The sequence below is a fragment of the Kitasatospora saccharophila genome, assembly GCF_039529925.1.
In the GTDB taxonomy this organism is placed as follows: domain Bacteria; phylum Actinomycetota; class Actinomycetes; order Streptomycetales; family Streptomycetaceae; genus Kitasatospora; species Kitasatospora saccharophila.
Genome location: NZ_BAAANS010000020.1, coordinates 33,723 through 60,255, shown reverse-complemented (window position 1 = coordinate 60,255; position 26,533 = coordinate 33,723). Strand labels below are relative to the sequence as shown.

General features: G+C 72.3%; 24 protein-coding genes. 16 read left to right on the top strand and 8 right to left on the bottom strand.

Going from position 1 to position 26,533, the window contains the following annotated elements:
• Positions 1 to 42: 42 nt before the first annotated feature.
• The gene (locus ABD345_RS16550) at positions 43 to 696 is read right to left on the bottom strand and encodes an MBL fold metallo-hydrolase (protein ID WP_344552901.1); all 654 of its coding nucleotides are present in this window, start codon (positions 694 to 696) and stop codon (positions 43 to 45) included.
• 353 nt (positions 697 to 1,049) lie between these two features.
• Here ABD345_RS16550 and uvrA point away from each other — a divergent pair, with 353 nt between their 5' ends.
• The 13 genes from uvrA (at position 1,050) to ABD345_RS16485 (ending at position 14,672) form a co-directional block, all read left to right on the top strand.
• Positions 1,050 to 3,926, top strand: coding sequence for an excinuclease ABC subunit UvrA (uvrA, locus tag ABD345_RS16545; RefSeq protein WP_344552900.1), 2,877 nt, complete (start codon positions 1,050 to 1,052; stop codon positions 3,924 to 3,926).
• Positions 3,927 to 4,029: 103 nt separating this feature from the next.
• Positions 4,030 to 4,455, top strand: a complete 426-nt coding sequence (locus ABD345_RS16540; protein WP_344552899.1) for a Rieske (2Fe-2S) protein — start codon at positions 4,030 to 4,032, stop codon at positions 4,453 to 4,455.
• A gap of 45 nt (positions 4,456 to 4,500) precedes the next feature.
• Positions 4,501 to 5,295, top strand: a complete 795-nt coding sequence (locus tag ABD345_RS16535) for a hyaluronoglucosaminidase (protein ID WP_344552898.1) — start codon at positions 4,501 to 4,503, stop codon at positions 5,293 to 5,295.
• Positions 5,296 to 5,311: 16 nt separating this feature from the next.
• Positions 5,312 to 5,488 carry a hypothetical protein gene (locus ABD345_RS16530; RefSeq protein ID WP_344552896.1) on the top strand — a complete coding sequence of 59 codons (177 nt, stop codon included), beginning with the start codon at positions 5,312 to 5,314 and terminating at the stop codon, positions 5,486 to 5,488.
• 45 nt (positions 5,489 to 5,533) lie between these two features.
• On the top strand, positions 5,534 to 7,537 hold the full coding sequence (gene uvrC / locus ABD345_RS16525) for an excinuclease ABC subunit UvrC (protein ID WP_344552895.1): 2,004 nt from the start codon (positions 5,534 to 5,536) through the stop codon (positions 7,535 to 7,537).
• A 2-nt stretch (positions 7,538 to 7,539) separates the two neighbouring features.
• Positions 7,540 to 8,418, top strand: a complete 879-nt coding sequence (gene rapZ, locus ABD345_RS16520) for an RNase adapter RapZ (RefSeq protein WP_344552970.1) — start codon at positions 7,540 to 7,542, stop codon at positions 8,416 to 8,418.
• A gap of 61 nt (positions 8,419 to 8,479) precedes the next feature.
• Positions 8,480 to 9,535, top strand: coding sequence for a gluconeogenesis factor YvcK family protein (locus ABD345_RS16515; protein WP_344552894.1), 1,056 nt, complete (start codon positions 8,480 to 8,482; stop codon positions 9,533 to 9,535).
• The gene (whiA, locus tag ABD345_RS16510) at positions 9,526 to 10,506 is read left to right on the top strand and encodes a DNA-binding protein WhiA (RefSeq protein ID WP_014138611.1); all 981 of its coding nucleotides are present in this window, start codon (positions 9,526 to 9,528) and stop codon (positions 10,504 to 10,506) included. The genes ABD345_RS16515 and whiA overlap by 10 nt, the downstream gene beginning before the upstream one ends.
• A 227-nt stretch (positions 10,507 to 10,733) precedes the next feature.
• Positions 10,734 to 11,741 carry a type I glyceraldehyde-3-phosphate dehydrogenase gene (gap, locus tag ABD345_RS16505; RefSeq protein ID WP_014138612.1) on the top strand — a complete coding sequence of 336 codons (1,008 nt, stop codon included), beginning with the start codon at positions 10,734 to 10,736 and terminating at the stop codon, positions 11,739 to 11,741.
• Between the two features lie 160 nt (positions 11,742 to 11,901).
• Entirely contained in the window at positions 11,902 to 13,107 is a 1,206-nt protein-coding gene (locus tag ABD345_RS16500) for a phosphoglycerate kinase (RefSeq protein ID WP_344552893.1), read from the top strand.
• A gap of 7 nt (positions 13,108 to 13,114) precedes the next feature.
• Positions 13,115 to 13,900 (top strand): triose-phosphate isomerase, encoded by a 786-nt coding sequence (tpiA, locus tag ABD345_RS16495; RefSeq protein WP_344552892.1) that lies wholly within the window; start codon positions 13,115 to 13,117, stop codon positions 13,898 to 13,900.
• Between the two features lie 94 nt (positions 13,901 to 13,994).
• Positions 13,995 to 14,222 carry a preprotein translocase subunit SecG gene (gene secG / locus ABD345_RS16490; RefSeq protein ID WP_344552969.1) on the top strand — a complete coding sequence of 76 codons (228 nt, stop codon included), beginning with the start codon at positions 13,995 to 13,997 and terminating at the stop codon, positions 14,220 to 14,222.
• A 162-nt stretch (positions 14,223 to 14,384) separates the two neighbouring features.
• Complete coding sequence (locus ABD345_RS16485) at positions 14,385 to 14,672, top strand: RNA polymerase-binding protein RbpA (protein ID WP_014138616.1); 288 nt, start codon at positions 14,385 to 14,387, stop codon at positions 14,670 to 14,672.
• Between the two features lie 70 nt (positions 14,673 to 14,742).
• Here the strand turns inward: ABD345_RS16485 and pgl are convergent, their stop codons facing one another.
• The 5 genes from pgl to tkt form a co-directional block, all read right to left on the bottom strand.
• Positions 14,743 to 15,483 (bottom strand): 6-phosphogluconolactonase, encoded by a 741-nt coding sequence (gene pgl, locus ABD345_RS16480; protein WP_344552891.1) that lies wholly within the window; start codon positions 15,481 to 15,483, stop codon positions 14,743 to 14,745.
• Positions 15,480 to 16,613: a glucose-6-phosphate dehydrogenase assembly protein OpcA gene (gene opcA / locus ABD345_RS16475; protein ID WP_344552890.1), complete on the bottom strand. Its 1,134-nt coding sequence runs from the start codon at positions 16,611 to 16,613 to the stop codon at positions 15,480 to 15,482. The genes pgl and opcA overlap by 4 nt, the downstream gene beginning before the upstream one ends.
• Positions 16,610 to 18,166: a glucose-6-phosphate dehydrogenase gene (gene zwf, locus ABD345_RS16470; protein WP_344552967.1), complete on the bottom strand. Its 1,557-nt coding sequence runs from the start codon at positions 18,164 to 18,166 to the stop codon at positions 16,610 to 16,612. Before zwf ends, opcA begins: the two co-directional genes overlap by 4 nt.
• A gap of 73 nt (positions 18,167 to 18,239) precedes the next feature.
• Positions 18,240 to 19,379, bottom strand: coding sequence for a transaldolase (gene tal / locus ABD345_RS16465; RefSeq protein ID WP_344552889.1), 1,140 nt, complete (start codon positions 19,377 to 19,379; stop codon positions 18,240 to 18,242).
• A 97-nt stretch (positions 19,380 to 19,476) separates the two neighbouring features.
• Positions 19,477 to 21,573 carry a transketolase gene (gene tkt, locus ABD345_RS16460; protein ID WP_344552888.1) on the bottom strand — a complete coding sequence of 699 codons (2,097 nt, stop codon included), beginning with the start codon at positions 21,571 to 21,573 and terminating at the stop codon, positions 19,477 to 19,479.
• Positions 21,574 to 21,975: 402 nt separating this feature from the next.
• Here tkt and ABD345_RS16455 point away from each other — a divergent pair, with 402 nt between their 5' ends.
• Complete coding sequence (locus tag ABD345_RS16455; protein ID WP_344552887.1) at positions 21,976 to 22,920, top strand: heme o synthase; 945 nt, start codon at positions 21,976 to 21,978, stop codon at positions 22,918 to 22,920.
• Between the two features lie 28 nt (positions 22,921 to 22,948).
• Here ABD345_RS16455 and ABD345_RS16450 read toward each other — a convergent pair whose 3' ends face one another.
• Complete coding sequence (locus ABD345_RS16450) at positions 22,949 to 23,593, bottom strand: DUF2461 domain-containing protein (protein ID WP_344552886.1); 645 nt, start codon at positions 23,591 to 23,593, stop codon at positions 22,949 to 22,951.
• A gap of 93 nt (positions 23,594 to 23,686) precedes the next feature.
• On the opposite strand from ABD345_RS16450, the gene ABD345_RS16445 reads away from it, so the two are divergent.
• Together ABD345_RS16445 and ABD345_RS16440 are read left to right on the top strand one after the other, a co-directional pair.
• Positions 23,687 to 24,925: an FAD-dependent monooxygenase gene (locus tag ABD345_RS16445; RefSeq protein WP_344552885.1), complete on the top strand. Its 1,239-nt coding sequence runs from the start codon at positions 23,687 to 23,689 to the stop codon at positions 24,923 to 24,925.
• A 9-nt stretch (positions 24,926 to 24,934) separates the two neighbouring features.
• The gene (locus tag ABD345_RS16440) at positions 24,935 to 25,267 is read left to right on the top strand and encodes a hypothetical protein (protein ID WP_344552884.1); all 333 of its coding nucleotides are present in this window, start codon (positions 24,935 to 24,937) and stop codon (positions 25,265 to 25,267) included.
• Positions 25,268 to 25,337: 70 nt separating this feature from the next.
• Here ABD345_RS16440 and ABD345_RS16435 read toward each other — a convergent pair whose 3' ends face one another.
• Positions 25,338 to 26,426: a COX15/CtaA family protein gene (locus ABD345_RS16435; protein ID WP_425556835.1), complete on the bottom strand. Its 1,089-nt coding sequence runs from the start codon at positions 26,424 to 26,426 to the stop codon at positions 25,338 to 25,340.
• Between the last annotated feature and the right edge of the window lie 107 nt (positions 26,427 to 26,533).

Sequence of the window (26,533 nt, the reverse complement as noted above, 5' to 3'; positions counted from 1 at the left end):
CGTCCGACGGGGCCCACCGCGTTCACCGGCCGGGGTCGCGGCTCACCAGCCGCGCTCGCGCCACTCCGGCAGGTGCGGGCGCTCGGCGCCCAGGGTGGTGTCGTCGCCGTGGCCGGGGTAGACCCAGGTCTCGTCCGGGAGCACGTCGAAGACCTTCTCGTTGACGTCCCGGAACAGCGAGTCGAACGCGGCCGGGTCGCCCCAGGTGTTGCCCACCCCGCCCGGGAACAGGCAGTCGCCGGTGAACAGGTGCGGGTGGCCCTGCGGGTCGTCGTAGAGCAGCACGATCGCGCCCGGGGTGTGGCCCACCAGGTGGCGCACGGTCAGCTCGACCTGCCCGAAGCGCACCACCGAGCCGTCCTCCAGGGGCAGGTCGGTGGGCACGTCGATGCCCTCCGCGTCGATCCGGCCGGCCATCGTGCGGGCGCCGGTGACGGCCACCACCTCGGCCAGCGCGCCCCAGTGGTCGCGGTGCCTGTGGGTGGTGACCACCGCGGCCAGCCGGGGGCCGACCGTCTCCAGCAGCACCGGGGCGTCGGCCGCCGCGTCGATCAGCAGCTGCTCGTCGGTGGCCCGGCAGCGCAGCAGGTAGGCGTTGTTGTCGTGCGGGCCGACCGCCAGCTTGGTGACGATCAGGTGGGCCAGCTCCCGGACGTCCGGCGCCCCGCCGACCTTCACCGCTCCGTGGTACGTCATCACGCCGCTCCTCGTTCGCTGCTCTGGACCCTCGTCAACCGGTCACCATCATTCCATCGGGGGGAGCGCGGGCAGGGCGGAACGGGGACCGACGAGACCCTCGTCACCCCGGCGCACCTGCGGGCCGTCCCCGTTCGAGCGGCCGTGCGGCGACCGGTCCGGGCGTTGCCCGGGCCGGTTGTCAGTCGTTGGCGCTACCGTCGAGCGAGGGTGCCCTTCACCCGTACGGGTGGCCGCCGTTGGACGGGCTCAGATTCGAACGAATGAGCTAGTACGCTGGCGGGCGCATCCTGGAAGAAGCACACCACCCTCCTCCCGATCCCACTTCGACCCGGAGAAAGGCGCCAGTAGCAGTGGCAGACCGCCTCGTCGTCCGCGGTGCACGCGAGCACAACCTCAAGAACGTCTCGCTCGACCTGCCCCGGGACTCCCTCATCGTCTTCACGGGCCTCTCCGGGTCCGGCAAGTCCTCCCTCGCCTTCGACACGATCTTCGCCGAGGGCCAGCGGCGCTACGTCGAGTCGCTGTCCTCGTACGCCCGGCAGTTCCTCGGGCAGATGGACAAGCCGGACGTGGACTTCATCGAGGGCCTCTCCCCGGCCGTCTCGATCGACCAGAAGTCCACCAACCGCAACCCCCGCTCCACCGTCGGCACCATCACCGAGGTGTACGACTACCTGCGCCTGCTGTTCGCCCGGATCGGCAAGCCGCACTGCCCGCACTGCGGCCGCCCGATCGCCCGGCAGTCGCCGCAGGCCATCGTCGACCGGGTGCTGGAGCTGCCCGAGGGCACCCGCTTCCAGGTGCTCAGCCCGGTCGTCCGGGAGCGCAAGGGCGAGTTCGTCGACCTCTTCGCCGACCTGCAGTCCAAGGGCTACGCCCGGGCCCGGGTGGACGGGCAGACCGTCCAGCTGACCGAGCCGCCGACGCTCAAGAAGCAGGAGAAGCACACGATCGAGGTGGTCATCGACCGCCTCACCGTGAAAGCGGGCGCCAAGCGCCGGCTCACCGACTCGGTGGAGACCGCCCTCAAGCTGGCCGGCGGCATGGTCGTGCTCGACTTCGTCGACCTCCCGGAGGACGACCCCGAGCGCGAGCGGATGTTCTCCGAGCACCTCTACTGCCCGTACGACGACGTCTCCTTCGAGGAGCTGGAGCCGCGCTCCTTCTCCTTCAACTCCCCCTTCGGCGCCTGCCCGGACTGCTCGGGCCTGGGCAACCGGATGGAGGTCGACCCGGAGCTGATCGTCCCCGACGAGGAGAAGTCGCTCGACGAGGGCGCCATTCACCCCTGGTCGCAGGGCGCCACCAAGGAGTACTTCCAGCGCCTGGTCAACGCGCTGGCCGGCGAGCTCGGCTTCCGCACCGACATCCCGTGGGCCGGGCTGCCGGTGCGGGCCAGGAAGGCGCTGCTGTACGGGCACAAGACCCAGGTCGAGGTCCGCTACCGCAACCGCTACGGCCGCGAGCGCTCGTACACCACCGCGTTCGAGGGCGTCGTCCCGTTCGTCACCCGCCGGCACTCCGAGTCGGAGAGCGACGCCGGGCGCGAGCGCTTCGAGGGCTACATGCGCGAGGTGCCCTGCCCGACCTGCAAGGGCAGCCGGCTCAAGCCGGTGGTCCTCGCCGTCACGGTGATGGACCGCTCGATCGCCGAGGTCTCCGCGATGTCGATCAGCGACTGCGCGGACTTCCTCGGCGAGCTGCGGCTGGACCGGCGGGACAAGCAGATCGCCGAGCGGGTGCTCAAGGAGGTGCTGGAGCGGCTGCGCTTCCTGGTCGACGTCGGCCTGGACTACCTCTCGCTCAACCGCGCCGCGGGCACGCTCTCCGGCGGCGAGGCCCAGCGCATCCGGCTCGCCACCCAGATCGGCTCCGGCCTGGTCGGCGTGCTGTACGTGCTGGACGAGCCGTCCATCGGCCTGCACCAGCGCGACAACCACCGCCTGATCGAGACGCTGGTCCGGCTGCGGGACATCGGCAACACCCTGATCGTCGTCGAGCACGACGAGGACACCATCAAGACCGCCGACTGGATCGTCGACATCGGCCCCGGCGCGGGCGAGCACGGCGGCAAGGTGGTGCACTCCGGCTCGCTGAAGGAGCTGCTGGCCAACGACGAGTCGCTGACCGGCCAGTACCTCTCCGGCAAGCGCGCCATCCCGATCCCGGCGGCCCGCCGCCCGCGCGACAAGAAGCGCCAGCTGGTGGTGCACGGCGCCCGCGAGCACAACCTCAAGGACGTCACGGTCGCCTTCCCGCTCGGCACCCTCACCGCGGTCACCGGCGTCTCCGGCTCCGGCAAGTCCACGCTGGTCAACGACATCCTGTACGCGCACCTGGCCCGCGAGCTGAACGGCGCCCGCAGCGTCCCCGGCCGGCACACCCGGATCACCGGCACCGACCTGGTCGACAAGGTGGTGCACGTCGACCAGTCGCCGATCGGCCGCACCCCGCGCTCCAACCCGGCCACCTACACCGGCGTCTTCGACCACGTGCGCAAGCTGTTCGCGGAGACCCAGGAGGCCAAGGTCCGCGGCTACCTGCCCGGCCGGTTCTCGTTCAACGTCAAGGGCGGCCGCTGCGAGAACTGCTCGGGCGACGGCACCATCAAGATCGAGATGAACTTCCTGCCGGACGTCTACGTCCCCTGCGAGGTCTGCCACGGCGACCGCTACAACCGGGAGACGCTGGAGGTCCACTACAAGGGCAAGTCCATCGCCGAGGTGCTGAACATGCCGATCGAGGAGGCGCTCGACTTCTTCGAGGCCGTCCCCGCGATCGCCCGGCACCTGAGGACGCTCAAGGAGGTCGGCCTCGGCTACGTCCGGCTCGGCCAGCCCGCCACCACCCTCTCCGGCGGCGAGGCCCAGCGGGTCAAGCTCTCCGCCGAGCTGCAGAAGCGCTCCACCGGACGGACGGTCTACGTCCTGGACGAGCCCACCACCGGCCTGCACTTCGAGGACATCAGCAAGCTGATCAAGGTCCTGGAGGGCCTGGTCGACAAGGGCAACACCGTCATCGTCATCGAGCACAACCTCGACGTCATCAAGACCGCCGACTGGCTGGTCGACATGGGCCCCGAGGGCGGCTCCGGCGGCGGCGGCGTGGTCGTCGAGGGCACCCCGGAGGAGGTCGCGGCCAGCACCGCCAGCCACACCGGCAAGTTCCTGCGGGACATCCTCCCGGGCGTCTCGGACGCGGCGCCCGCGAAGCGCAGGAAGAAGTAGCCGCCGCGCGCGGCCGGGTCCGCCCGGAGGGCACGCGCCCTCCGGGCGGACCCGGCCGCGCGTGCTAGGTTTCTGGCGCCAAAACCCGTACCGAGGAGCCCCGATGACCGAGCCCACCGCCTCCCGCCGTACCGTGCTGTGCTGCGCGGCCGTCGCGCTCGCGGGGGCCACGGCCGCCGGCTGCTCCTCGTCCTCGTCCTCCTCCGGCGGCAAGGAGGAGGCGAAGTCCTCCGGTCCGATCGACCTCGGCCCGGCCGCGGACGTGCCGGTGGGCGGCGGCAAGGTCTACCGGGAGCAGGCCGTCGTGGTGACGCAGCCCGCCGCGGGGGAGTACAAGGCGTTCAGCGCGAAGTGCACGCACGCCGGGTGCCTGGTCAACGGGGTGGTCAAGGACCAGATCCAGTGCCTGTGCCACGGCAGCCGGTTCGGGATCGCCGACGGCGCCGTCCAGGACGGTCCCGCGCCGAAGCCGCTGCCCGCCTACCAGGTCGCGGTGCAGAACGGGAACCTGCAGGTCACCAAGGGCTGACGGCCCGTCGGTCCGGGAGAAGAACAACCAGGGGGGAACGACGGGATGGATCGCCGACTGTTCATGGGGGCGTTCACGGCGGGCGCGGTCACGGTCGCGGTGGGGAGCGCCGACAGCGCGAGCGCGGCCGACCAGGTCACCGTCTTCAACGGCCGGGTCAGCGCGCAGAGCTTCTACGCGGACGGCCTGGGCGGCCAGGCCGCCTGCTTCACCACCGCCTCGGACGCGAACAGCTACGCGCACGCCCTGGTGGCGCTCCAGACCGGCGCCAGCGGCGGCCTCAAGCCCGACGGCACCCAGCTGATCAACAACGGCGCCGCGATCAACGCGGTCTCCACGAACCCGGACAGCTCCGCGATGTACCTGTCCGGCGTCGAGAAGGGCCGCGGCACCCTCAAGATCACGCACACCGGCTACGACGACGGCTCCGACAAGAACGCCGCCGCCCTCTCCATCGACCTGAAGGTCGCCGGCACCGCCGCCCAGGGTATCTACCTGACCGCGACCGACGGCGCCACCCAGGGCAACCTGATCGCGCTGCGCAACAACACCGGCCTGGACGACTTCGTGGTCAAGGGCACCGGCCTGGTCGGCATCGGCACCGTCCGGGGCGACAACCCGCGCGCCAAGGTGCACGTCGTGCAGAAGACCGGCAGCGCCAAGGAGGGCGAGAACGACGCGGCCGGCCTGCTGGTCGAGGGCACCGTGCGGATCGGCAACGCCGCCGCCGTCCCGACCGGGGTGGACGGCAAGGCCGGCGGCGGCACGCTGTACGCCCAGGGCGGCGCGCTGTACTGGCGCGGCTCCGCGGGCACCGTCACCAAGATCGCCTCGGCCTGAGCGGGGAGGACGGACCGTGCGGCTGACCCCGGAGGAACTGGTGCGGGAGTTCCAGGACGCCGTCCTGGAGCTCTACTTCGCGCGCAAGCGGATCTCCCTGCTGGAGGCGGAGAACGCCGAACTCAGGGCGCACCTGGCCGCGGCCCTCCAGACCGGCGCCCAGGACGCCGGTCAGCCGGAGGCGTCCGGCTGACGGCGCCCGCGCCGGAGTGTCACCGGCAGTCGGTACGGTAGGGGCATGGCAGACCCGTCCACCTACCGACCGGCGCCGGGGGCGATCCCGCTCTCTCCCGGGGTGTACAAGTTCCGTGACGCGCACGGCCGGGTCATCTACGTGGGGAAGGCGAAGAGCCTGCGCCAGCGCCTCTCCTCGTACTTCCAGGACGTGGCGAACCTGCACCCGCGCACCGCGACGATGGTCACCACCGCCGCCTCCGTGGAGTGGACGGTGGTCTCCACCGAGGTCGAGGCGCTGCAGCTGGAGTACTCCTGGATCAAGGAGTTCGACCCGCGGTTCAACGTCAAGTACCGGGACGACAAGAGCTACCCGGAGCTCGCCGTCACCCTGAACGAGGAGTACCCCCGGGTCCAGGTGATGCGCGGCGCGCACAAGAAGGGCGTGCGCTACTTCGGCCCCTACGGGCACGCCTGGGCGATCCGCGAGACGGTCGACCTGCTGCTGCGGGTCTTCCCGGTGCGGACGTGCTCCAACGGCGTCTTCAAGCGCGCCCGGCAGGTCGGCCGCCCCTGCCTGCTCGGCTACATCGGCAAGTGCGCGGCCCCCTGCGTGGGCCGGGTGAGCGCCGCCGAGCACCGCGAACTCGCCGAGGAGTTCTGCGACTTCATGGCCGGCCGGACGGGCGGCCACCTGCGCCGGGTGGAGCAGGAGATGCAGCAGGCCGCCGCCGAGATGGAGTACGAGAAGGCGGCCCGGCTGCGCGACGACCTCGGCGCCCTGCAGCGCGCGATGGAGAAGAACGCGGTCGTCCTCGGCGACGGCACCGACGCCGACCTGCTGGCCCTGGCCGAGGACGAACTCGAAGCCGCCGTGCAGATCTTCCACGTCCGCGGCGGCCGGGTCCGCGGCCAGCGCGGCTGGGTCACCGACAAGGTCGAGGACGTGGACACCGCGGGCCTGGTCGAGCACGCGCTCCAGCAGCTCTACGGCGAGGGCAACGAGCAGGTCCCGCGCGAGGTGCTCGTCCCCGCGCTGCCCGACGCGGCCGTGCACGAGTGGCTGACCGCCCTGCGCGGCGCCCAGGTCGACCTGCGGGTCCCGCAGCGCGGCGACAAGAAGGACCTGATGGAGACGGTGCAGCGCAACGCCCAGCAGGCGCTGGCGCTGCACAAGACCAAGCGCGCCTCCGACCTGACCACCCGCAGCCGCGCCCTGCAGGAGATCGCCGACGCGCTGGAACTGGACTCCGTCCCGCTGCGCATCGAGTGCTTCGACATCTCGCACCTCCAGGGCGAGGACGTGGTGGCCTCGATGGTGGTCTTCGAGGACGGCCTGGCCCGCAAGAGCGAGTACCGCCGCTTCCAGATCAGGTCGTTCGAGGGCCAGGACGACGTCCGCTCGATGCACGAGGTGATCACCCGCCGCTTCCGCCGCTACCTCCAGGAGCGCGAGCAGACCGGCGAGTGGGCCGTCCCCGAGCAGGCCCCGGAGGAGGACGGCTCGCTGCTCGACGAGAACGGCCGCCCCAAGCGCTTCGCCTACCCGCCGCAGCTGCTGGTGGTCGACGGCGGGCAGCCGCAGGTCGCCGCCGCCGTCCGGGCGCTGGAGGAACTGGGCATCGACGACGTCGCGGTGTGCGGGCTGGCCAAGCGGCTGGAGGAGGTCTGGCTGCCCGGCCAGGACGACCCGGTGGTGCTGCCGCGCTCCAGCGAGGGCCTCTACCTGCTGCAGCGGGTGCGCGACGAGGCGCACCGCTTCGCCATCACCTACCAGCGGGCCAAGCGGGCCAAACGGCTCACGGCGGGGGAGCTGGACTCCGTCCCCGGCCTGGGCGAGACTCGCCGCCGGGCCCTGCTCAAGCACTTCGGTTCGCTGAAGAAGCTGCGGGCGGCGACCGTCGACGACATCTGCGCGGTCCCCGGGATCGGGCGCCGCACCGCCGAGACCGTTGTCGCGGCCTTGGCCTCCCGTACACCCGCCGCATTCGCGGTCAACACCGCGACCGGCGAGATCATCGAAGACAGCACGGCCACAGCAGTACCGAGAAGCGGGGAAGAGACGTGACAGTGTCCAACGGGGGAGAGACCACCCCCGAGCTGGTGATCATCTCCGGCATGTCCGGGGCGGGCCGTTCCACCGCCGCCAAGTGCCTGGAGGACCTCGGCTGGTTCGTGGTCGACAACCTGCCGCCCGCGCTGATCCCCACCATGGTCGACCTGGGGGCCCGCTCGCAGGGCGCGGTGCCGCGGATCGGCGTCGTGGTCGACGTGCGCGGCCGCACCTTCTTCGACGACCTGCTGACCTCGCTGGAGGAGCTGGAGAAGCGCGGCGTCCGGCTGCGGGTGCTCTTCCTCGACTCCTCCGACGACGCCCTGGTCCGCCGCTTCGAGTCGGTCCGCCGCCCGCACCCGCTGCAGGCCGACGGCCGGATCGTCGACGGCATCGCCCGGGAGCGCGAGCTGCTGCGCGAACTGCGCGGCGAGGCCGACCTGGTGGTCGACACCTCCAACCTCAACGTGCACCAGCTGCGCGCCAAGATGGACGCCCAGTTCGCCGGCCAGGACGAGCCCGAGCTGCGCGCCACCGTGATGTCCTTCGGCTTCAAGTACGGCCTGCCGGTCGACGCCGACCTGGTGGTCGACTGCCGCTTCCTGCCCAACCCGCACTGGGTCCCCGAGCTGCGGGCCCGCACCGGCACCGACCCGGACGTCGCCGAGTACGTGTTCCAGCAGCCCGGCGCCCAGCAGTTCCTGGACGGCTACACCGACCTGCTGCGGATCATCACCGAGGGCTACCGGAGGGAAGGGAAGCGTTACATGACGCTTGCCGTAGGCTGCACCGGAGGCAAGCACCGCAGCGTGGCGATGTCCGAACAGCTGACGAAGCGTCTGATCGCGGACGGGGTCGAGACGGTGCTGGTCCACCGGGACATGGGCCGGGAGTAGCGGCCGGGAACCACCCGCACCGCCGCCCCGGCCGAGCACGAGACAGGAACACGGTGTCGGCGTGACGGGATACGTGCCAGCACGGCAGCAGCTCCGGACCAGACCCGCCGAGCGGGCCGCCCAGCCGCGCCCCGGCGCGCCCCGCATCGCCGCCCTGGGCGGCGGCCAGGGCCTGTCCGCCTCGCTGTCCGCGCTGCGCCGGCTGACCACCGAACTGACCGCGGTGGTCACCGTCGCCGACGACGGCGGCTCCAGCGGGCGGCTGCGCGCCGAGCTCGGCGTGCTGCCGCCCGGCGACCTGCGCAAGGCGCTGGCCGCGCTGTGCGGCGACGACGACTGGGGCCGCACCTGGTCCGAGGTGATCCAGCAGCGCTTCGCCGGCAGCGGCGAGCTCGGCGGCCACGCGGTGGGCAACCTGCTGATCGTGGCGCTGTGGGAGAAGCTCGGCGACCCGGTCGAGGCACTGAACTGGGTGGGCCGCCTGCTCAACGTGCAGGGCCGGGTGCTGCCGATGTCGGCCGTCCCGCTGGACATCGAGGCCCAGGTGCGCGGCCACGACCCGCTGCGCCCCGGCGAGGTGTCCGCGGTGCGCGGCCAGGCCGCGGTGGCGGTCACGCCCGGCACCGTGCAGTCGATCCGGCTGCTGCCGGACGGGCCGCCGGCCGTCCCGGAGGCCGTGCAGGCCGTCCTGGAGGCGGACTGGGTGGTGCTCGGCCCCGGCTCCTGGTTCACCAGCGTGCTGCCGCACCTGCTGGTCCCCGAGCTGGCCAAGGCGCTCACCGAGACCCGGGCCCGCCGCCTGCTCACCCTCAACCTGGCCCCGCAGCCCGGCGAGACCGAGGGCTTCACCCCGCAGCGCCACCTGGAGGTGATCGCCGACCACGCCCCCGGTCTGGCGGTGGACGCGATCCTGGTGGACGAGCGCGCGGTCAGCGGCGGCGCCTTCGGCGTCGCCGACCTGGCCGGCCTGCAACAGGCCGCCGAGCGGATGGGCGCCGCCCTGGTGCTCGACTCGGTGGCCCGCGACGACGGCACCCCGCGACACGACGCGGAGCTCTTGGCCGCCGCGTACGACCGGATTTTCCGGACTCATGGAAGGATCAGCCCATGGCGATGACGGCAGCGGTGAAAGACGAGATCTCCCGGCTTCCCGTCACCCGTGCCTGCTGCCGCAAGGCGGAGGTCTCGGCGATCCTGCGTTTTGCGGGCGGACTGCACATTGTGAGCGGCCGCATCGTGATCGAGGCGGAGCTGGACACCGGCATTGCGGCACGGCGGCTGCGCAAGGACCTCCTGGAGATCTTCGGACACTCCTCGGATCTGGTGGTGATGGCCCCCGGCGGGCTGCGGCGCGGCAGCCGGTACGTGGTGCGGGTGGTGAAGGACGGCGAACTGCTGGCCCGGCAGACCGGGCTGGTGGACGGACGCGGACGGCCGATCCGGGGCCTGCCCCCGGCGGTGGTCTCCGGGGCGACCTGCGACGCGGAGGCGGCCTGGCGCGGCGCCTTCCTCGCGCACGGCTCGCTGACCGAACCCGGGCGCTCCTCCTCCCTGGAGATCACCTGCCCGGGCTCGGAGGCGGCGCTCGCCCTGGTCGGCGCGGCCCGCCGGCTCGGCATCCCGGCCAAGGCCCGCGAGGTGCGCGGCGTCGACCGGGTGGTGATCCGCGACGGCGACGCGATCGGCGCGCTGCTCACCCGCCTCGGCGCGCACGAGTCGGTGCTCGCCTGGGAGGAGCGCCGGATGCGCCGCGAGGTGCGGGCCACCGCCAACCGGCTGGCCAACTTCGACGACGCCAACCTGCGCCGCTCGGCCCGCGCCGCGGTCGCCGCCGGGGCCCGGGTGCAGCGCGCCCTGGAGATCCTCGGCGAGGAGGTGCCCGAGCACCTGGCCGCGGCCGGCGCGCTGCGCATGCAGCACAAGCAGGCCTCGCTGGAGGAGCTGGGCGCGCTCGCCGACCCGCCGCTGACCAAGGACGCGGTGGCCGGCCGGATCCGCCGGCTGCTGGCGATGGCCGACAAGCGGGCCGCCGAACTCGGCCTGCCGAACACCGAGGCCAACCTGACCGAGGAGATGGCCCTGAACTGACGGACGGTCAACCGTCCGACGGCGCACCCGAGGGGCGTGCGGAGCAGGTCGCGGCAGCCGCGACCTGCTCCGCACGCCCCTTCCGCGCACCCGGACCGCCGCGTCCCAACCGGTGAGGCGATGTGCCTTGCGACACTTGGGGGAGGTAGGGTCAGCAGTGGTCGGGGACAACCCAAATTTCACCCCCGTCGGGCTCCGGCCCGACGTACCTAAGAGGAGATCGGTTCGTGACGATCCGGGTAGGCATCAACGGGTTCGGCCGCATCGGCCGCAACTTCTTCCGTGCGGTCAAGTCCCAGGGCGCTGACATCGAGATCGTCGGTGTCAACGACCTGACCGACACCAAGACGCTGGCTCACCTGCTCAAGTACGACACCACTCTCGGTACCTTCCCCGGCGAGGTCTCGCACACCGAGGACAGCATCACCGTCGACGGTCACACCTTCAAGGTCACCGCCGAGCGCGACCCCGCCAACCTTCCCTGGGCCGCCCTGGGCGCCGACATCGTCGTCGAGTCCACCGGCATCTTCACCAAGGCCGATGCTGCGAAGAAGCACATCACCGCCGGTGCCAAGAAGGTCATCATCTCGGCTCCCGCCAGCGACGAGGACATCACCATCGTCCTGGGCGTCAACGAGGACAAGTACGACGCGGCGGCGCACGACATCATCTCGAACGCCTCCTGCACCACCAACTGCGTGGCGCCGATGGCGAAGGTCCTGCACGAGAACTTCGGCATCGTCAAGGGCCTGATGACCACCGTGCACGCCTTCACCAACGACCAGGTCACCCTGGACTTCCCGCACAAGGACCTGCGTCGCGCCCGCGCCGCCTCGCAGAACATCATCCCGACCTCGACCGGTGCCGCCAAGGCCACCGCGCTGGTCCTGCCGGAGCTCAAGGGCAAGCTGGACGGCACCTCGCTGCGCGTCCCGGTCCCGACCGGCTCCATCACCGACCTGGTGGTCACCCTGGAGCGAGAGGTCACCAAGGACGAGGTCAACGCTGCCTTCCAGAAGGCCGCGCAGGAGGGCCCGCTCAAGGGCTACCTGGCGTACACCGAGGACCCGATCGTCTCCTCGGACATCGTCAACGACCCGCACTCCTGCATCTTCGACTCGCAGCTGACGATGGTCCAGGGCAACCAGGTCAAGGTGCTCGGCTGGTACGACAACGAGTTCGGCTACTCCAACCGCCTCGTCAACCTGGTCTCCCTCGTCGGCGACCAGCTCTGATCGCAGCGGTAGCTGACGTGAGGTAAGGGGCAGGGCCCGGACGGCTGTGTTCGCCGACCGGGCCCTGCCCGCTGCGCCCGCCCCCCTCGTCCGTCCTACCCCTCCGGTGACCCGCCGCCGTGTCGCCGTCTGCCGTTTTCATCCCTTGAGGAGCAAGACCGTGAAGACGCTCGAAGACCTGGAGGTCTCCGGCAAGCGGGTGTTCGTCCGCGCCGACCTCAACGTGCCGCTGTCCGGTGACACCATCACCGACGACGGCCGGATCCGCGCCGTCGCGCCGACCATCGCCAAGCTCGTCGAGCGCGGCGCGCGCGTCGTCGTCGCCTCCCACCTGGGCCGCCCCAAGGGCGAGCCGGACCCGAAGTTCTCCCTCGCGCCGGTGGCCGTCCGCCTCGGCGAGATCCTCGGCCGCCCGGTGGCGTTCGCCACCGACACCGTCGGGGACAGCGCGAAGGCCACCGTCGCCGCCCTCGGCGACGGCGAGGTCACGCTGCTGGAGAACCTGCGCTTCAACGCTGGCGAGACCTCCAAGGACGACGCCGAGCGCGGCGCGTTCGCCGACGCCCTGGCCGCCCTCGCGGACCTGTACGTCGGCGACGGCTTCGGCGCGGTGCACCGCAAGCACGCCTCCGTCTACGACCTCCCGGCCCGGCTGCCGCACGCGGTCGGCGACCTGATCGCCACCGAGGTGGGCGTCCTCAAGCGCCTCACCGAGGACGTGGCCCGCCCGTACGTGGTGGTGCTCGGCGGCTCGAAGGTCTCCGACAAGGTCGGCGTGATCGAGAACCTGCTCGGCAAGGCCGACCGGATCCTGATCGGCGGCGGCATGATGTACACCTTCATCGCGGCCCAGGGCCACGGCGTGGGTGCCTCGCTGCTCCAGGAGGACCAGATCCCGGTCGTCCAGGACTACCTGAAGCGCGGCGCCGAGCAGGGCGTGGAGTTCGTGATCCCGCTGGACACCGCGGTGTCGGGCAGCTTCCCGGACGTCAAGACCGGCGCCCCGGTCGAGGACTACGCGGTCGTCGACGTGGACGCGATCCCGGACGGCGCGCTCGGCCTGGACATCGGCCCGAAGACCGCGCAGCTGTTCGCGGAGAAGATCGCCGACGCGAAGACCGTGTTCTGGAACGGCCCGATGGGCGTCTTCGAGCACCCCGCCTTCGCGGACGGCACCCGGGCGGTCGCCCAGGCGCTGCTCGACTCCGACGCGTTCACCGTGGTCGGCGGCGGCGACTCGGCGGCGGCGGTCCGCACCCTGGGCTTCGACGAGACGAAGTTCGGACACATCTCGACCGGCGGTGGCGCGAGCCTCGAGTACCTGGAGGGCAAGACCCTTCCCGGTCTCGCCGCCCTGGAGGACTGAGAAAGACATGACTGAGCGTCTCCCGCTGATGGCGGGCAACTGGAAGATGAACCTCGACCACCTCGAGGCCATCCAGCACACCCAGAAGCTGGCGTTCTCGCTGGCCGACAAGGACTACGAGGCCGTCGAGGTCGCCGTCCTGGTCCCGTTCACCGACCTGCGCTCCGTGCAGACCCTGGTCGACGGCGACAAGCTGAAGCTCAAGTACGGCTCGCAGGACATCTCCCAGCACGACGGCGGGGCCTACACCGGCGAGGTGTCCGGCCCGATGCTGGCGAAGCTGAAGGTCGCCTACGCGGTGATCGGCCACTCCGAGCGCCGCCAGTACCACGGCGAGAACGAGGAGATCGTCAACGCCAAGGTGAAGGCCGCCTACCGCAACGGGATCACCCCGATCCTGTGCATCGGCGAGCCGCTGGAGGTCCGCAAGGCCGGCACCCACGTCGAGTACACCCTGGCCCAGCTCGACGGCGCCCTGGACGGCGTCCCGGCGTCCGACGCCGAGAGCGTCGTCGTCGCGTACGAGCCGGTCTGGGCGATCGGCACCGGCGAGGTCGCCACCCCCGAGGACGCGCAGGAGGTCTGCGGCGCGATCCGGGCCCGGCTCGCCGAGCTGTACGGCGCCGAGCTGGCCGACAAGGTCCGCGTGCTGTACGGCGGTTCGGTGAAGTCCTCCTCGGCGGCCGGCCTGATGGCCAAGCCCGACGTGGACGGCGGCCTGATCGGCGGCGCCTCGCTGGACGCCGACGAGTTCGTCAAGATCGTGCGTTACCGCGAGCAGGCAGTAGGCTAACGCCCCTGCCACCACGTAGGCTTTGGGGCCGGACCGCGCGGAGCGGGCCCGGCCCCTTCGCCGAAGAATTGAGAGAGTTGGTCCCGTGGTAGTTATCGGGTTCGAGTGTGCTCTGATCGCCCTGAGCTTGATCATGATCCTGTTGGTGCTGCTCCACAAGGGCAAGGGTGGCGGCCTGTCCGACATGTTCGGCGGCGGTGCGTCCTCGACCGGCGGCGGGTCCGCGGTGGCCGAGCGCAACCTCGACCGGATCACCGTGATCGTCGGCCTCGCCTGGTTCGCGTGCATCGTGGTCCTCGGGCTGCTGCTCAAGTCCAACTGACACCATCTCGGCGGGCGATGGTGGCGATGGCTTAACTCCCGCTTACACTAGGACGACTTCGCCACCGTCCGCCCAGCCGCGGCCGGACGGCACCAGCACGCAGGGAGTCAGACCGTGGCAAGTGGCAACGCGATCCGAGGCAGCAGAGTCGGCGCCGGCCCGATGGGCGAAGCGGAGCGCGGCGAGTCCGCCCCCCGCAACCGCATCTCGTTCTGGTGCGCCAACAAGCACGAGACGCGCCCGAGTTTCGCCGCCGAGGCGGCCATCCCCGACACCTGGGACTGCCCGCGCTGCGGGTTCCCGGCCGGCCAGGACGAGCACAACCCGCCCGCCCCGGCCCGCAACGAGCCCTACAAGACCCACCTCGCCTACGTCCGCGAGCGCCGCACCGACGCGGACGGCGAGGCGATCCTCGCCGAGGCGCTGGCCAAGCTGCGCGGCGAGATCTGAGCACGGCACGCACGAAGGGCGCCACCGGTCACCGGTGGCGCCCTTCGCGTCGTCGTGGTCGGGAACCGACTCAGGCGGGCTCGCCCGCCGCCGCCCCGTCCAGCAGCCAGAGCGTCCGCTCGGTGCCGGTGACCGCGCCGGCCGGGGCCGTGGCGGCTCCGGGGGCGGTGCGGGCCAGGGCCACCGCGTCCGCCTTGTCCGCGCCGGCCGCCAGCAGCCACACCTGGCGGGCGTGGTGCAGGGCGGGCAGGGTCAGCGAGAGGCGGGTGGGCGGCGGCTTGGGGGAGTCGTGCACGGCGATGACGGTGCCGTCGGTCCGCTCGACCCCGGGGTGGCCGGGGAAGAGCGAGGCGACGTGCGCGTCGGGGCCGACGCCGAGCAGCAGCACGTCGAAGACCGGGAGGCGTTCGCCGGGGTCGGCGGCCGCGGCCAGGTCGGCGGCGTACCGCTCGGCGGCGTCCTCGGCCGGGGTGCCGCCGTCGGCCGGGGGCATCTCGTGCACCCGGGCGCCGAGCGGCCGGACGGCGTCCAGGAACGCGGCGGCCTGCACCGCGTTGCGCTCCGGGTCGCCGGCCGGCAGGTAGCGCTCGTCGCCCCACCACAGGTCGACGTGCGCCCAGTCGACCGCGTCGCGCGCCGGATGGGCGGCGAGCGCGGCCAGCAGGGCGTTGCCGTTGCGGCCGCCGGTGAGCACCAGGTGTGCGGTGCCGCGGGCGGCCTGGGCGTCGGCCAGCACGGTCAGCAGCCGGGCGGCCGCCGCCTGGGCGAGCAGTGCCGCGTCCCGGTGGACCAGGACGAGGTCGCCGCTCACTGCCCGCTCCGCTTGCGCGGGGCGGGCTTCTTGGCGGCGGGCGCCTTCCCGGCGGCCGCGGCGGGCTTCTTGGCGGCGGCCTTCGCGGCGGCCGGGTCGGCGGCCTCGGCCACGGCCTCGACCTCGGCCTCCTCCGGATCCACCGCCGCGGGGGCCTCGGCCTCCACCGTGCCGCCGGGGCCCGCGTGCTCGACTCCGGCGATCCGCTCGCGCAGCCGGTCGACCGGGGTGCGGACGGCGGTGGCGTAGATGTCGTCGGGGTCGAGGCGGCGCAGCTCCTCGGCGATCAGCTCGGCGGTGTCGCGGCGCTTGAGCGCGACCATCCGGTCGGGCGCGCCGGGCATGCAGAGCGTGCCGAGCAGGCCGTCGGGACGGTCGAGGGTGATGTCGCCGTCCGCGGTGCGCAGCCGGACGGCGGTGATGCCGGGGCCGCCGGTGACGACCCGTTCGACCGGGACGCGCAGGCGGTTGTGCAGCCACAGGCCGAGCAGTTCGACGCTGGGGTTGTACGACTCGCCCTCGACCACGGCGCCGGTGATGGTGACCTCGCGCTGGTCCAGGGCGGCGGCCAGCATGGAGCGCCAGCCGGTGATCCTGGTCCAGGCGAGGTCGGTGTCGCCGGGGGTGTAGCCGGCCGCCCGCTGGGCGAGCTGGCCGACCGGGGACTCGGCGGTCACCGCGTCGGTGATGCGCCGCTGGGCGAGCGCGCCCAGCGGGTCCTGGGCGGGGTTGAGCGGCGCGTTGTCCGGCCACCAGACCACCACGGGGGCGTCCGGCAGCAGCAGCGGCAGCACCACGGACTGGGCGTGCGCGGCGAGTTCGCCGTGCATCCGCAGGACGACCGTCTCGCCGCTGCCCGCTTCGGTGCCGACCAGGATCTCCGCGTCGAGCCGGGTCTCGGCCCGGGCGCGGGGGGAGCGGCCGGCCCGCTTGATGACGGCCAGGATGCGCGAGGGGTGCTCGCGGGAGGCGTCGTTGGCGGCCTTGAGGGCGTCGTAGGCGCTGCCCTCGTCGGTCACGATGACCAGGGTCAGCACCATGCCGGCGGCGGTCGAGCCGCTGGCCCGGCGGGCGTCCATCATGGTCGCGTTGATCTTGCTGGACGTGGTGTCCGTCAGGTCGATCTTCATGGGCGGCGCCAGCTCCTGCCGTCTCGTGCGAGCATCTCGTCCGCCTCGACCGGGCCCCAGGTGCCGGCCGGGTACTGCGCGGGCTTCCCGTTGGCGTCCCAGTACTGCTCGATCGGGTCGAGGATCTGCCAGGACAGCTCGACCTCCTGGTGCCGCGGGAAGAGGTTCGCGTCGCCGAGCAGGACGTCCAGGATGAGGCGCTCGTACGCCTCGGGGCTGGACTCGGTGAAGGACTCGCCGTAGGCGAAGTCCATCGTGACGTCGCGGACCTCCAGCGCGGTGCCGGGGACCTTCGAACCGAACCGCACGGTGACGCCCTCGTCCGGCTGGACGCGGATCACCAGGGCGTTCTGGCCGAGCTCCTCGGTGGCGTAGGAGTCGAAGGGCAGGTACGGGGCGCGCTGGAAGACCACCGCGATCTCGGTGACCCGCCGGCCCAGCCGCTTGCCGGTGCGCAGGTAGAACGGGACGCCCGCCCAGCGCCGGTTGTTGATCTCCAGCTTGATGGCGGCGTAGGTGTCGGTCTTGGACTCGGGGTTGATGCCGTCCTCGTCCAGGTACCCGAGCACCTCCTCGCCGCCCTGCCAGCCCGCCGCGTACTGGCCGCGCACGGTGTGCGCGCCCAGGTCGGCGGGCAGCTTGACGGCGCTGAGCACCTTCAGCTTCTCGGCGACCAGCGCCTTCGGGTGGAAGGACGCTGGCTCCTCGATGGCGGTCAGCGCCATCAGCTGCAGCAGGTGGTTCTGGATGACGTCACGGGCGGAGCCGATGCCGTCGTAGTAGCCCGCCCGGCCGCCGATGCCGATGTCCTCGGCCATGGTGATCTGCACGTGGTCGACGTACGACCGGTTCCAGATCGGCTCGAACATCTGGTTGGCGAAGCGCAGCGCCAGGATGTTCTGGACGGTCTCCTTGCCCAGGTAGTGGTCGATCCGGAAGACCTCGTCCCGGGGGAAGACCTCGTGGACGATCCGGTTCAACTCCTGGGCGCTGGCCAGGTCGTGGCCGAACGGCTTCTCGATCACGGCCCGGCGCCAGGAGCCCGGCGCCGGGTCGGTCAGACCGTGCTTCTTCAACTGCTGGACCACGGTCGGGAAGAACTTCGGCGGCACCGAGAGGTAGAACGCGAAGTTGCCGCTGGTGCCCTGCGCCCGGTCGAGGTCCTCGATGGTGCGGCGCAGGGTGTCGAACGCCTCGTCGTCGCCGAAGTCGCCCTGGACGAAGCGCATGCCCTTGGCGAGCTGCTCCCAGACCTCCTCCCGGAAGGGCGTGCGGGCGTGCTCCTTGACGGCGTCGTGCACCTCGTTGGCGAAGTCCTCGTCCTCCCACTCGCGGCGGGCGAAGCCCACCAGCGAGAAGCCCGGCGGCAGCAGGCCGCGGTTGGCGAGGTCGTAGACGGCCGGCATCAGCTTCTTGCGCGACAGGTCGCCGGTGACGCCGAAGATCACCAGACCGGACGGGCCGGCGATCCTCGGGAGCCGCCGGTCGGCGGGGTCGCGCAGCGGGTTGGCGGGCCGCTCGGGGGTGTCGCCCTCGGACGGCTCCGGACCCACCACATCCGGGTAGGGCTGGGTGTTGCTCACTGTGGTGTGCTCCGCTTTCGTTGCGTCAGTTCGTGAGCAGGAGTCAGTGCTTGGCGTGCGCTTCGAGCGCCGCGGTGACGGTGTCGAGCAGCTCGGTCCAGGAGGCCTCGAACTTGCTCACGCCCTCGTCCTCCAGGACCTGGACCACGTCGTCGTAGTCCACGCCCGCGGCGGCGACCGCGTCGAGCACGGCCTTGGCGTCGGCGTAGTTCGGGGTGATGGTGTCGCCGGTGACCTGGCCGTGGTCGTCGGTGGCGTCCAGGGTGGCCTCGGGCATGGTGTTGACGGTGCCCGGGGCGACCAGCTCGGTCACGTAGAGGGTGTCCGGCAGGTTCGGGTCCTTGACGCCGGTGGAGGCCCACAGCGGGCGCTGCGGCTTGGCGCCGGCCGCCTCCAGGGCCGCCCAGCGCGCCGAGGCGGGCTTGGCGCCGTCCACCGAGCCGTAGACCTCCTCGTACGCCTGGTAGGCGAGGCGGGCGTTGGCCAGCGCGGCCTTGGAGCGCAGCTCCTTGGCCTCGGGGGTGCCGACCGCCTCCAGGCGCTTGTCGATCTCGGTGTCCACCCGGGAGACGAAGAACGAGGCGACCGACTCGATCTGCGAGAGGTCGAGGCCGGCGGCCTTGGCCTGCTCCAGGCCGCTCAGGTGGGCGTCGATGACGGCCTTGTAGCGCTCAAGCGAGAAGATCAGCGTGACGTTGACGCTGATGCCCCGGGCCAGCACCTGGCTGATCGCGGGCAGGCCGCCCATGGTGGCGGGGATCTTGATCAGCACGTTCGGGCGGTCGACCAGCCACCACAGCTGCTTGGCCTCGGCGACGGTGGCGTCGGTGCGGTGGGCCAGGCGCGGGTCGACCTCGATGGAGACCCGGCCGTCGCGGCCGTTGGAGGCGTCGTAGACGGGGCGCAGCACGTCGGCGGCGTCGCGCACGTCGGAGGTGGTGATCATGCGGATCGCCTCCTCGGTGGTGACCCCGCGCACCGCGAGGTCGGTCAGCTGGCCGTCGTAGGCGGCGCTGCCGCTGCCGATGGCCTTCTGGAAGATGGTCGGGTTGGTGGTGACGCCGACGACGTGCTTCTCCTGCACCAGCTCGGCCAGGTTGCCGGAGTTCAGGCGCTCCCGGCTCAGGTCGTCGAGCCAGATCGCCACGCCTTCTTCGCTGAGGCGGTTCAAAGCGTCGGTCATGGTGCTCAGTCCCTCTTCTTCTTTTCGTACGTCTGTGGGGAGTCCGGGGAGCCGGCCCGGGGTAGTGCGGATACCCCGGGCCGGGTGGTTCAGCGCGTCAGCGGGAGACGGCCTCGACCGTGCGCAGCGAGGCGCGGGCGGCGTTGGCGACCGCGTCGGCGGTGATGCCGAACTCCTGGTACAGCACCTGGTAGTCGGCGGAGGCGCCGAAGTGGTCCAGGCTGATGATCCGGCCGGCGTCGCCGACCAGCTCGCGCCAGCCCTGGGCGATGCCCGCCTCGACCGAGACCCGGGCCCGGACGTTCGGCGGCAGCACGCTGTCGCGGTACGCCTGGTCCTGCTCGTTGAACCACTCCACGGACGGGAGCGAGACCACCCGGGTCGGGACGCCCTCGGCCTGCAGCGCCTCGCGGGCCTGCACGGCGAGCTGCACCTCGGAGCCGGTGCCGATCAGGATCACCTTGGGCTCGCCGCCCTCGGCCTCGGCCAGCACGTAGCCGCCCTTGGCCGCGCCCTCGGCGGAGCCGAAGACCTCGCGGTCGTAGGTCGGCACGCCCTGGCGGGTCAGCGCCAGGCCGACCGGGCCGGGGTGGCTGGTCTGCCGCTCCAGCACGGTGCGCCACACCACGGCGGTCTCGTTGGCGTCCGCCGGGCGGACGACCGCGAGGCCGGGGATGGCGCGCAGCGCGGCCAGGTGCTCGACGGGCTGGTGGGTCGGGCCGTCCTCGCCGAGGCCGATCGAGTCGTGCGTCCAGACGTAGGTGACCGGCAGCTTCATCAGCGCGGCGAGCCGGACCGCGGGGCGCATGTAGTCGGAGAACACCAGGAAGGTGCCGCCGTAGACGCGGGTGCGGCCGTGCAGCGCGATGCCGTTCATGATCGAGCCCATGGCGTGCTCGCGGATGCCGAAGTGGATGGTCCGGCCGTACGGCGAGGCGCTCTTGAGCGGGTTGCCCTCCGGGAGGAAGGAGGACTCCTCGTCGATCGTGGTGAGGTTGGACTCGGCGAGGTCCGCGGAGCCGCCCCAGAGCTCGGGGACGAGCTTGCCGAGGGCCTTCAGGGTGTCGCCGGACGCCTTGCGGGTGGCGACGTCCTTGCCGGCCGGGAAGGACGGGACCGCCTTCTCCCAGCCGTCGGGCAGCTCGCCGATCTGGATCCGGTCGAACTCGGCGGCGCGCTGCGGGTTGGCGGCGCGCCAGTCGGCGAGCTCGCCGTCCCAGGCGGCGCGGGCGGCCTGGCCGCGTTGCACCACGAGGCGGGCGTGCGCGACGACCTCGTCGGAGACCTCGAAGGTCTTGGCCGGGTCGAAGCCGAGCACCTTCTTGGTGGCGGCGATCTCGGCGTCGCCGAGGGCCGAGCCGTGCGCCTTGGCGGTGTCCTGGGCGTTGGGCGCGGGCCAGGCGATGATGGTGCGCATCGCGATGATCGACGGCTTGCCGGTCTCGGCCCGGGCGGCCTCCAGCGCGGCGGCCAGCGCGGCCACGTCGATGTCGCCGTCGGCCTTCGGGGCGACCCGCTGGACGTGCCAGCCGTACGCCTCGTAGCGGGCCAGCACGTCCTCGGAGAAGGCGGTGGCGGTGTCGCCCTCGATCGAGATGTGGTTGTCGTCGTACACCGCGACCAGGTTGCCGAGCTTCTGGTGGCCGGCCAGCGAGGACGCCTCGGCCGAGATGCCCTCCTCCAGGTCGCCGTCGGAGACGATCGCCCAGACGGTGTGGTCGAACGGCGAGGTGCCGGGCGCCGCGTCCGGGTCGAACAGGCCGCGCTCGTAGCGGGCGGCCATCGCCATGCCGACCGCGTTGCCGATGCCCTGGCCGAGCGGGCCGGTGGTGGTCTCGACGCCGGCGGTGTGGCCGTGCTCGGGGTGGCCGGGGGTGCGGCTGCCCGCGACCCGGAAGGCCTTCAGGTCGTCCAGCGACAGTCCGTAGCCGGACAGGAACAGCTGGGTGTACAGCGTGAGGGAGGTGTGCCCCGGGGAGAGCACGAAGCGGTCCCGGCCGACCCAGGTCGGGTCGGTCGGGTCGTGGCGCAGGAAGCGCTGGAAGATCAAGTACGCGGCGGGAGCCAGCGACATGGCGGTTCCGGGGTGCCCGTTACCCACCTTCTGCACGGCGTCCATGGCCAGGACCCGGGCCGTGTCGACGGCCCGCTGGTCCGCCTCGCTCCACTCAAAGACGTTCGGCGTGGTGCTCACCCTGACTCAGGGCTCCTTCCGGATTCTGTGAAGTGTGACCCCGTGAAGAGGACCCGTCGGCCACGCCGCTGTGGCTGGTACCGATCACGGAGGGTTGATCCCGCTTCTCTGTGCGAGCCTACCGTTTGCGGCGCACCTCACCCTCTGTGCCGGGGCAACGTGAGACCGCGGCGCCGCATTCCACCGCCGGCGCGTCAATCGCTCTGTCCTACCTTCACCCTTACGGGGAGGGTTTGCCCGTTCCGAAGGGCAAGACGCGGACGGGCGCGGCTCGCCGGGGACCCCGGGGCGGATCGGGAGATATGGAACGTCTATGGTTGCGTGGTACGCGCAGAGCGGACGGCGGGCACCCTGCGGGTTCTCGGGGACGCCTGTGGAAGTTCATCGACTGTTGAGGTGTCCGTGACCGCCGTCGAATCCCGCCCCGCAGGGGTGGTGGTAGGGACGAGGACCGCGCCCCGGCCGTTCGGGGCCCGCGTCGGGGCCTTCGTGGCCCTCACCAAACCCCGGATCATCGAACTGCTGCTGATCTCCACGGTGCCGGTGATGTTCCTGGCCCAGGGCGGCGTGCCGAACCTGTGGCGGGTCCTCGCGGTGGTGGTCGGCGGCTACCTGTCGGCGGGCGGCGCCAACGCGCTCAACATGTACATCGACCGGGACATCGACGCGGTGATGTCCCGCACCGAGCGGCGCCCGATCGTCACCGGCATGGTCTCCCCGCGCGAGGCGCTGATCTTCGGCGTCACCCTCGCGGTGGTCTCCACCCTCTGGCTCGGCGTCCTGGTCAACTGGCTGTCCTCGGCGCTCGCGCTGGGCGCCCTGCTGTTCTACGTCTTCGTCTACACCCTGGGCCTCAAGCGGCGCACCTCGCAGAACGTGGTCTGGGGCGGCATCGCCGGCTGCATGCCGGTGCTGGTCGGCTGGTCCTCGGTGACGAACTCGCTGTCCTGGGCGGCCGTGGTGCTGTTCCTGGTGGTGTTCTTCTGGACGCCGCCGCACACCTGGGTGCTGATGATGAAGGTCCGCGACGACTACGCCAAGGCCGGCGTGCCGATGCTGCCGGTGATCCGCGGCAACATCGGCGTGGCCAAGCAGGTCGTCGCCTACTCCTGGGTGATGGTGGCGACCTCGCTGCTGCTGTGGCCCGCCGCGCACACCAGCTGGCTGTACCCGGCGGTCGCCGCCGTGCTCGGCGCGCTGTGGATGAAGGAGGCGTACGCCCTCCAGTCGCGCGCCAAGGCCGGCATCGTGGGCGCCAAGCTCAAGGAGATGCGGCTGTTCCACTGGTCGATCACCTACCTGACCCTGCTGTTCCTGGTCGTGGCGATCGACCCCTTCGTGGGCTGACGCCCCCCTTTCGCAGGACCCCTCGGCCTCAGCGCGGCGGAAGCTCGCTGGGGCCGACGTGGTTCTCCAGCCACTCGTGCAGCGGCTCCGCCGCGTGCAGGAACCCGGTGATCCGGCCGTACGCCGCCGCGGTGCCCAGCCAGGCCGCGGGCTCCCACTCCTGCCAGGCGATCAGGCCCTTGTGGCGCAGCAGCTCGATCCGCGGGTGGTCCCTGGGGACGCCGCGCGGCGCCGTCCTCAGGCTGTCCCGCCCCACCACCTGCGGACCGGCCGCGCGGACGGCCGCCACCACCCGCTCCAGTTCGGCGCCCGGCACGTCCTCGGCCACCGCGGCGCGGTAGCGCGCCAGTTGGTCGCTCTCCAGGCGGTAGTAGCCCAGCCCGCAGGCCAGCCCGTCGGCGGACAGCTGCACGTAGCCGCCGGACTCCAGGTAGCCGCCGACGTGCGTCTTGTACGGGGACTTGTCGGCGGAGAACCGGACGTCCCGGTTCGGCCGGAAGATCTTCCCCGGCCCGAACTCCGGCTCCAGCCGGGCCAGCAGGGCCTCCATCGGCGCCCGCACCGCCTCGTCGTACACCGCGCGGTGCGCGGCCCAGAAGGTCTTCGAGTTGTCGGCCTCCAGGTGCTCGTAGAACTCCAGCGCCTCGGCCGGCCAGCCACGGAAATCGTTCACCGGGACAGTATTCACGCCGGGCCCGGCGGCGGACGGCTGACGTCCCGTCAGGTGCTAGGTTGCGGACGTCCGCCGAGAGCACCGGGAGCGCCGATGACCACCCGCAGCACCACCGTCGCGATCGTCGGCGCCGGGCCCGCCGGGCTGGTGCTCGCGCACCTGCTGCACCGGGCGGGCGTCGACGTCGCCGTGCACGAGCGGCGCTCCCGGGACGAGCTGGAGCGGACCGCCCGGGCCGGGGTGCTGGAGCACCGGGTGGTGGAGTACCTGCGCGGGCTGGGCCTGGCCGACCGGCTGACCGCCGAGGGGCAGCGGCACGGGCGGTGCGAGATCACCTGCCTCGGTGAGAAGGTCACCGTCGACTACGGGGAGCTCTCCGGCGGCGCCCGGCACTGGGCGTACCCGCAGCAGGAACTGGTGCGCGACCTGATCGCCGCCTACCGGGCGGACGGCGGGACGATCGCGTTCTCCTCGCCGGTCGGGGCGGTGGCGCCGGACGCTGCGGGGCGGCCCGTGCTGCGCACCGCCGACGGGGAGCTGCGCGCCGGCTGGGCGGTCGGCTGCGAGGGCGCGGGCGGCCCGGTCGCCGCCGCCTTCCCGGACGGCGCCGAGGGGCCCGCCCGCCGCTACCCGTACGACTGGCTGACCGTGCTGGCCCGGATCGACCGGCCGGTGGCGGCGGTGCGCTACGCGGTGCACGCCGACGGGTTCGCCGGGATGATGCCGCGCACCGCCGACGTCGGCCGGTTCTACCTGGAGGTGCCCGCCGGGGAGCGGATCGAGGAGTGGGCGCCGGAGCGGATCCGCGGCGAACTGGCGCGGCGGCTGGAGCTGGGCGGCGCCGATCCGGCGCCCGGGGAACTGCTGGAGACCGGCGTGCTGCGGATGCGCGGCCGGGTCGCCCGCCGGATCCGGCACGGCCGGCTGCTGCTGGCGGGGGACGCCGCGCACACCGTCACCCCGTCCGGCGCCAAGGGCCTCAACTCGGCCGTCGCCGACGCCGCGGACCTGGCCGGCGCGCTGCTGGCGGAGCTGGACGGCGACGGCGGCGCGCTGGACGGCTACCAGCGGCGCCGGCTGGAGGCCGCCTGGCGCACCCAGGAGTTCTCGGACCGCCTGCTCGACCTGCTCCACCTGCCCGCCGGGCTGCCGCCGGAGCAGCGCGAGTTCGCGCTGCGGCTGCGGCTGGAGCGGATCCACCGGATCGCCCGCCCCGGCCCGGAGGGCGCCGCCTTCGCCCGGGCCTACGCCGGGGCCGGCGAGCTGCCGGCCGCGCGGGTGTGGGCTCCGGCACAGCGCACTGCCGTCGCCAGCGGCACTACCGATCGGTAGCATGCGGGCATGACCAACGCGGAGACCGCCACCACCACCGCGCCGGACGCCCGCGCCGAGCGCCGCGCCAAGCGCATTGCCAAGCACCTGAGCAGCTTCGCCGCGCAGCACGGCGGCAGCGCCGACGGCGTCGTGGAGTACGTCGGCACCATCGGCACCCGGATCGTCCTGGTCGGGGCCGACGGCAGCTGGGGCGACCAGGTCGCGCCGAGCTACGCGATCGGCCGCCGGGCCGCCGAGCTCGCCGGACTGACCCTGCACGACAGCTTCGAGGGCGAGCTGGGGCTGAAGGTGAAGACCGGCCCGTACGAGTGGAAGCGGATGGCGGGCATCCAGATCTGACCCGCCGCGCACGAGGACGGCCCGCCGGGATGACCGGCGGGCCGCCGTGCGTTCCGGGGCGCGGCGCCGCTCAGGCGACCAGTTCGGCGGCCGGGGCGGCGGACCGGGCCGGGACGCCGGCCCGGGTCCGCAGCGCCAGCGGGACGCGCAGCGCGGCGCCCCAGATCAGCGCGGCGCCCAGCATGTGCAGGCCGACCATCAGCTCCGGCGCGTCCGTGAAGTACTGGACGAAGCCGAGCACGCCCTGCAGCAGCAGCAGGACGAACAGCTCCCGCACCCGGGCCCGGGCGGCCGGCGGGGCCTTGACCGCGGCGAACACCAGCAGCGCGGCCAGCGTCAGGCCGACCGAGAGGAACACCAGGTCGGCGTGGGCCTGCACCAGGCGGTCGTAGTCGACCGGGATCCGGTACACCGGCTTGCCGTCCTTCGAGGAGGCGCCCGGGTGGTGGCCCGCGCCGGTCACCAGGGTGCCCGCCAGCACCAGCAGGCCGATCACCCCGACCAGCACCTGCGCCAGCCGCCGGATCGGCTCGGCGACCAGGGCGCGCGGCTCGCCGTCGCCCTCCGCGGCGCGCTCCCAGGACACCACCGCGATCCACAGCAGACCCATCGCGGCGACCATGTGCGCGGCCACGATGTACGGGTTCAGGCCGGTCAGCACGGTGATGCCGCCCAGCACCGAGTTGCTCATCACCATCCAGAACTGGGCCCAGCCGAGCCTGGTCAGCGGGCGCCGCCACGGCTTGGCGCTGCGGGCGGCCAGGATGAACCAGCCGACCGCCGCGCACAGCACGTAGGTCAGCATCCGGTTGGCGAACTCGATGACGCCGTTGACGCCCATCGCCGGCGTCGGCGTCAGGCTGTCGGCGGTGCAGCGCGGCCAGGTGGTGCAGCCCAGGCCGGAGGCGGTCAGCCGGACGGCGCCGCCGGTCACCACGATCACCACGCTCATCACCAGCGCGGCCAGCGCCGCCCGGCGGACGTGCTGCGGGGTCGGGTGCCAGCGGGCGGCGAGGAGGGAGAGCGGGTTGGTCACCGGACCATCGTAGGCGGGCTTACGCCGTGCTCCGGCCCCGGGCGGCGGGCGGGCGGGCCGGGGGCCCGAACTCCCGGCGGGCGGCGAGAGGTTCCGATTCGACCGGGTGACAAAAAGGATCATTTCGAGCGTGTCGGTCAACGGCCTTGACCGGCCGCACGCGTGGCCGAAAGAGTGCGGGTTGGTCTATACCTTTTTCCGGTTAGGGCTCATCTCACACTCCTGCCCGC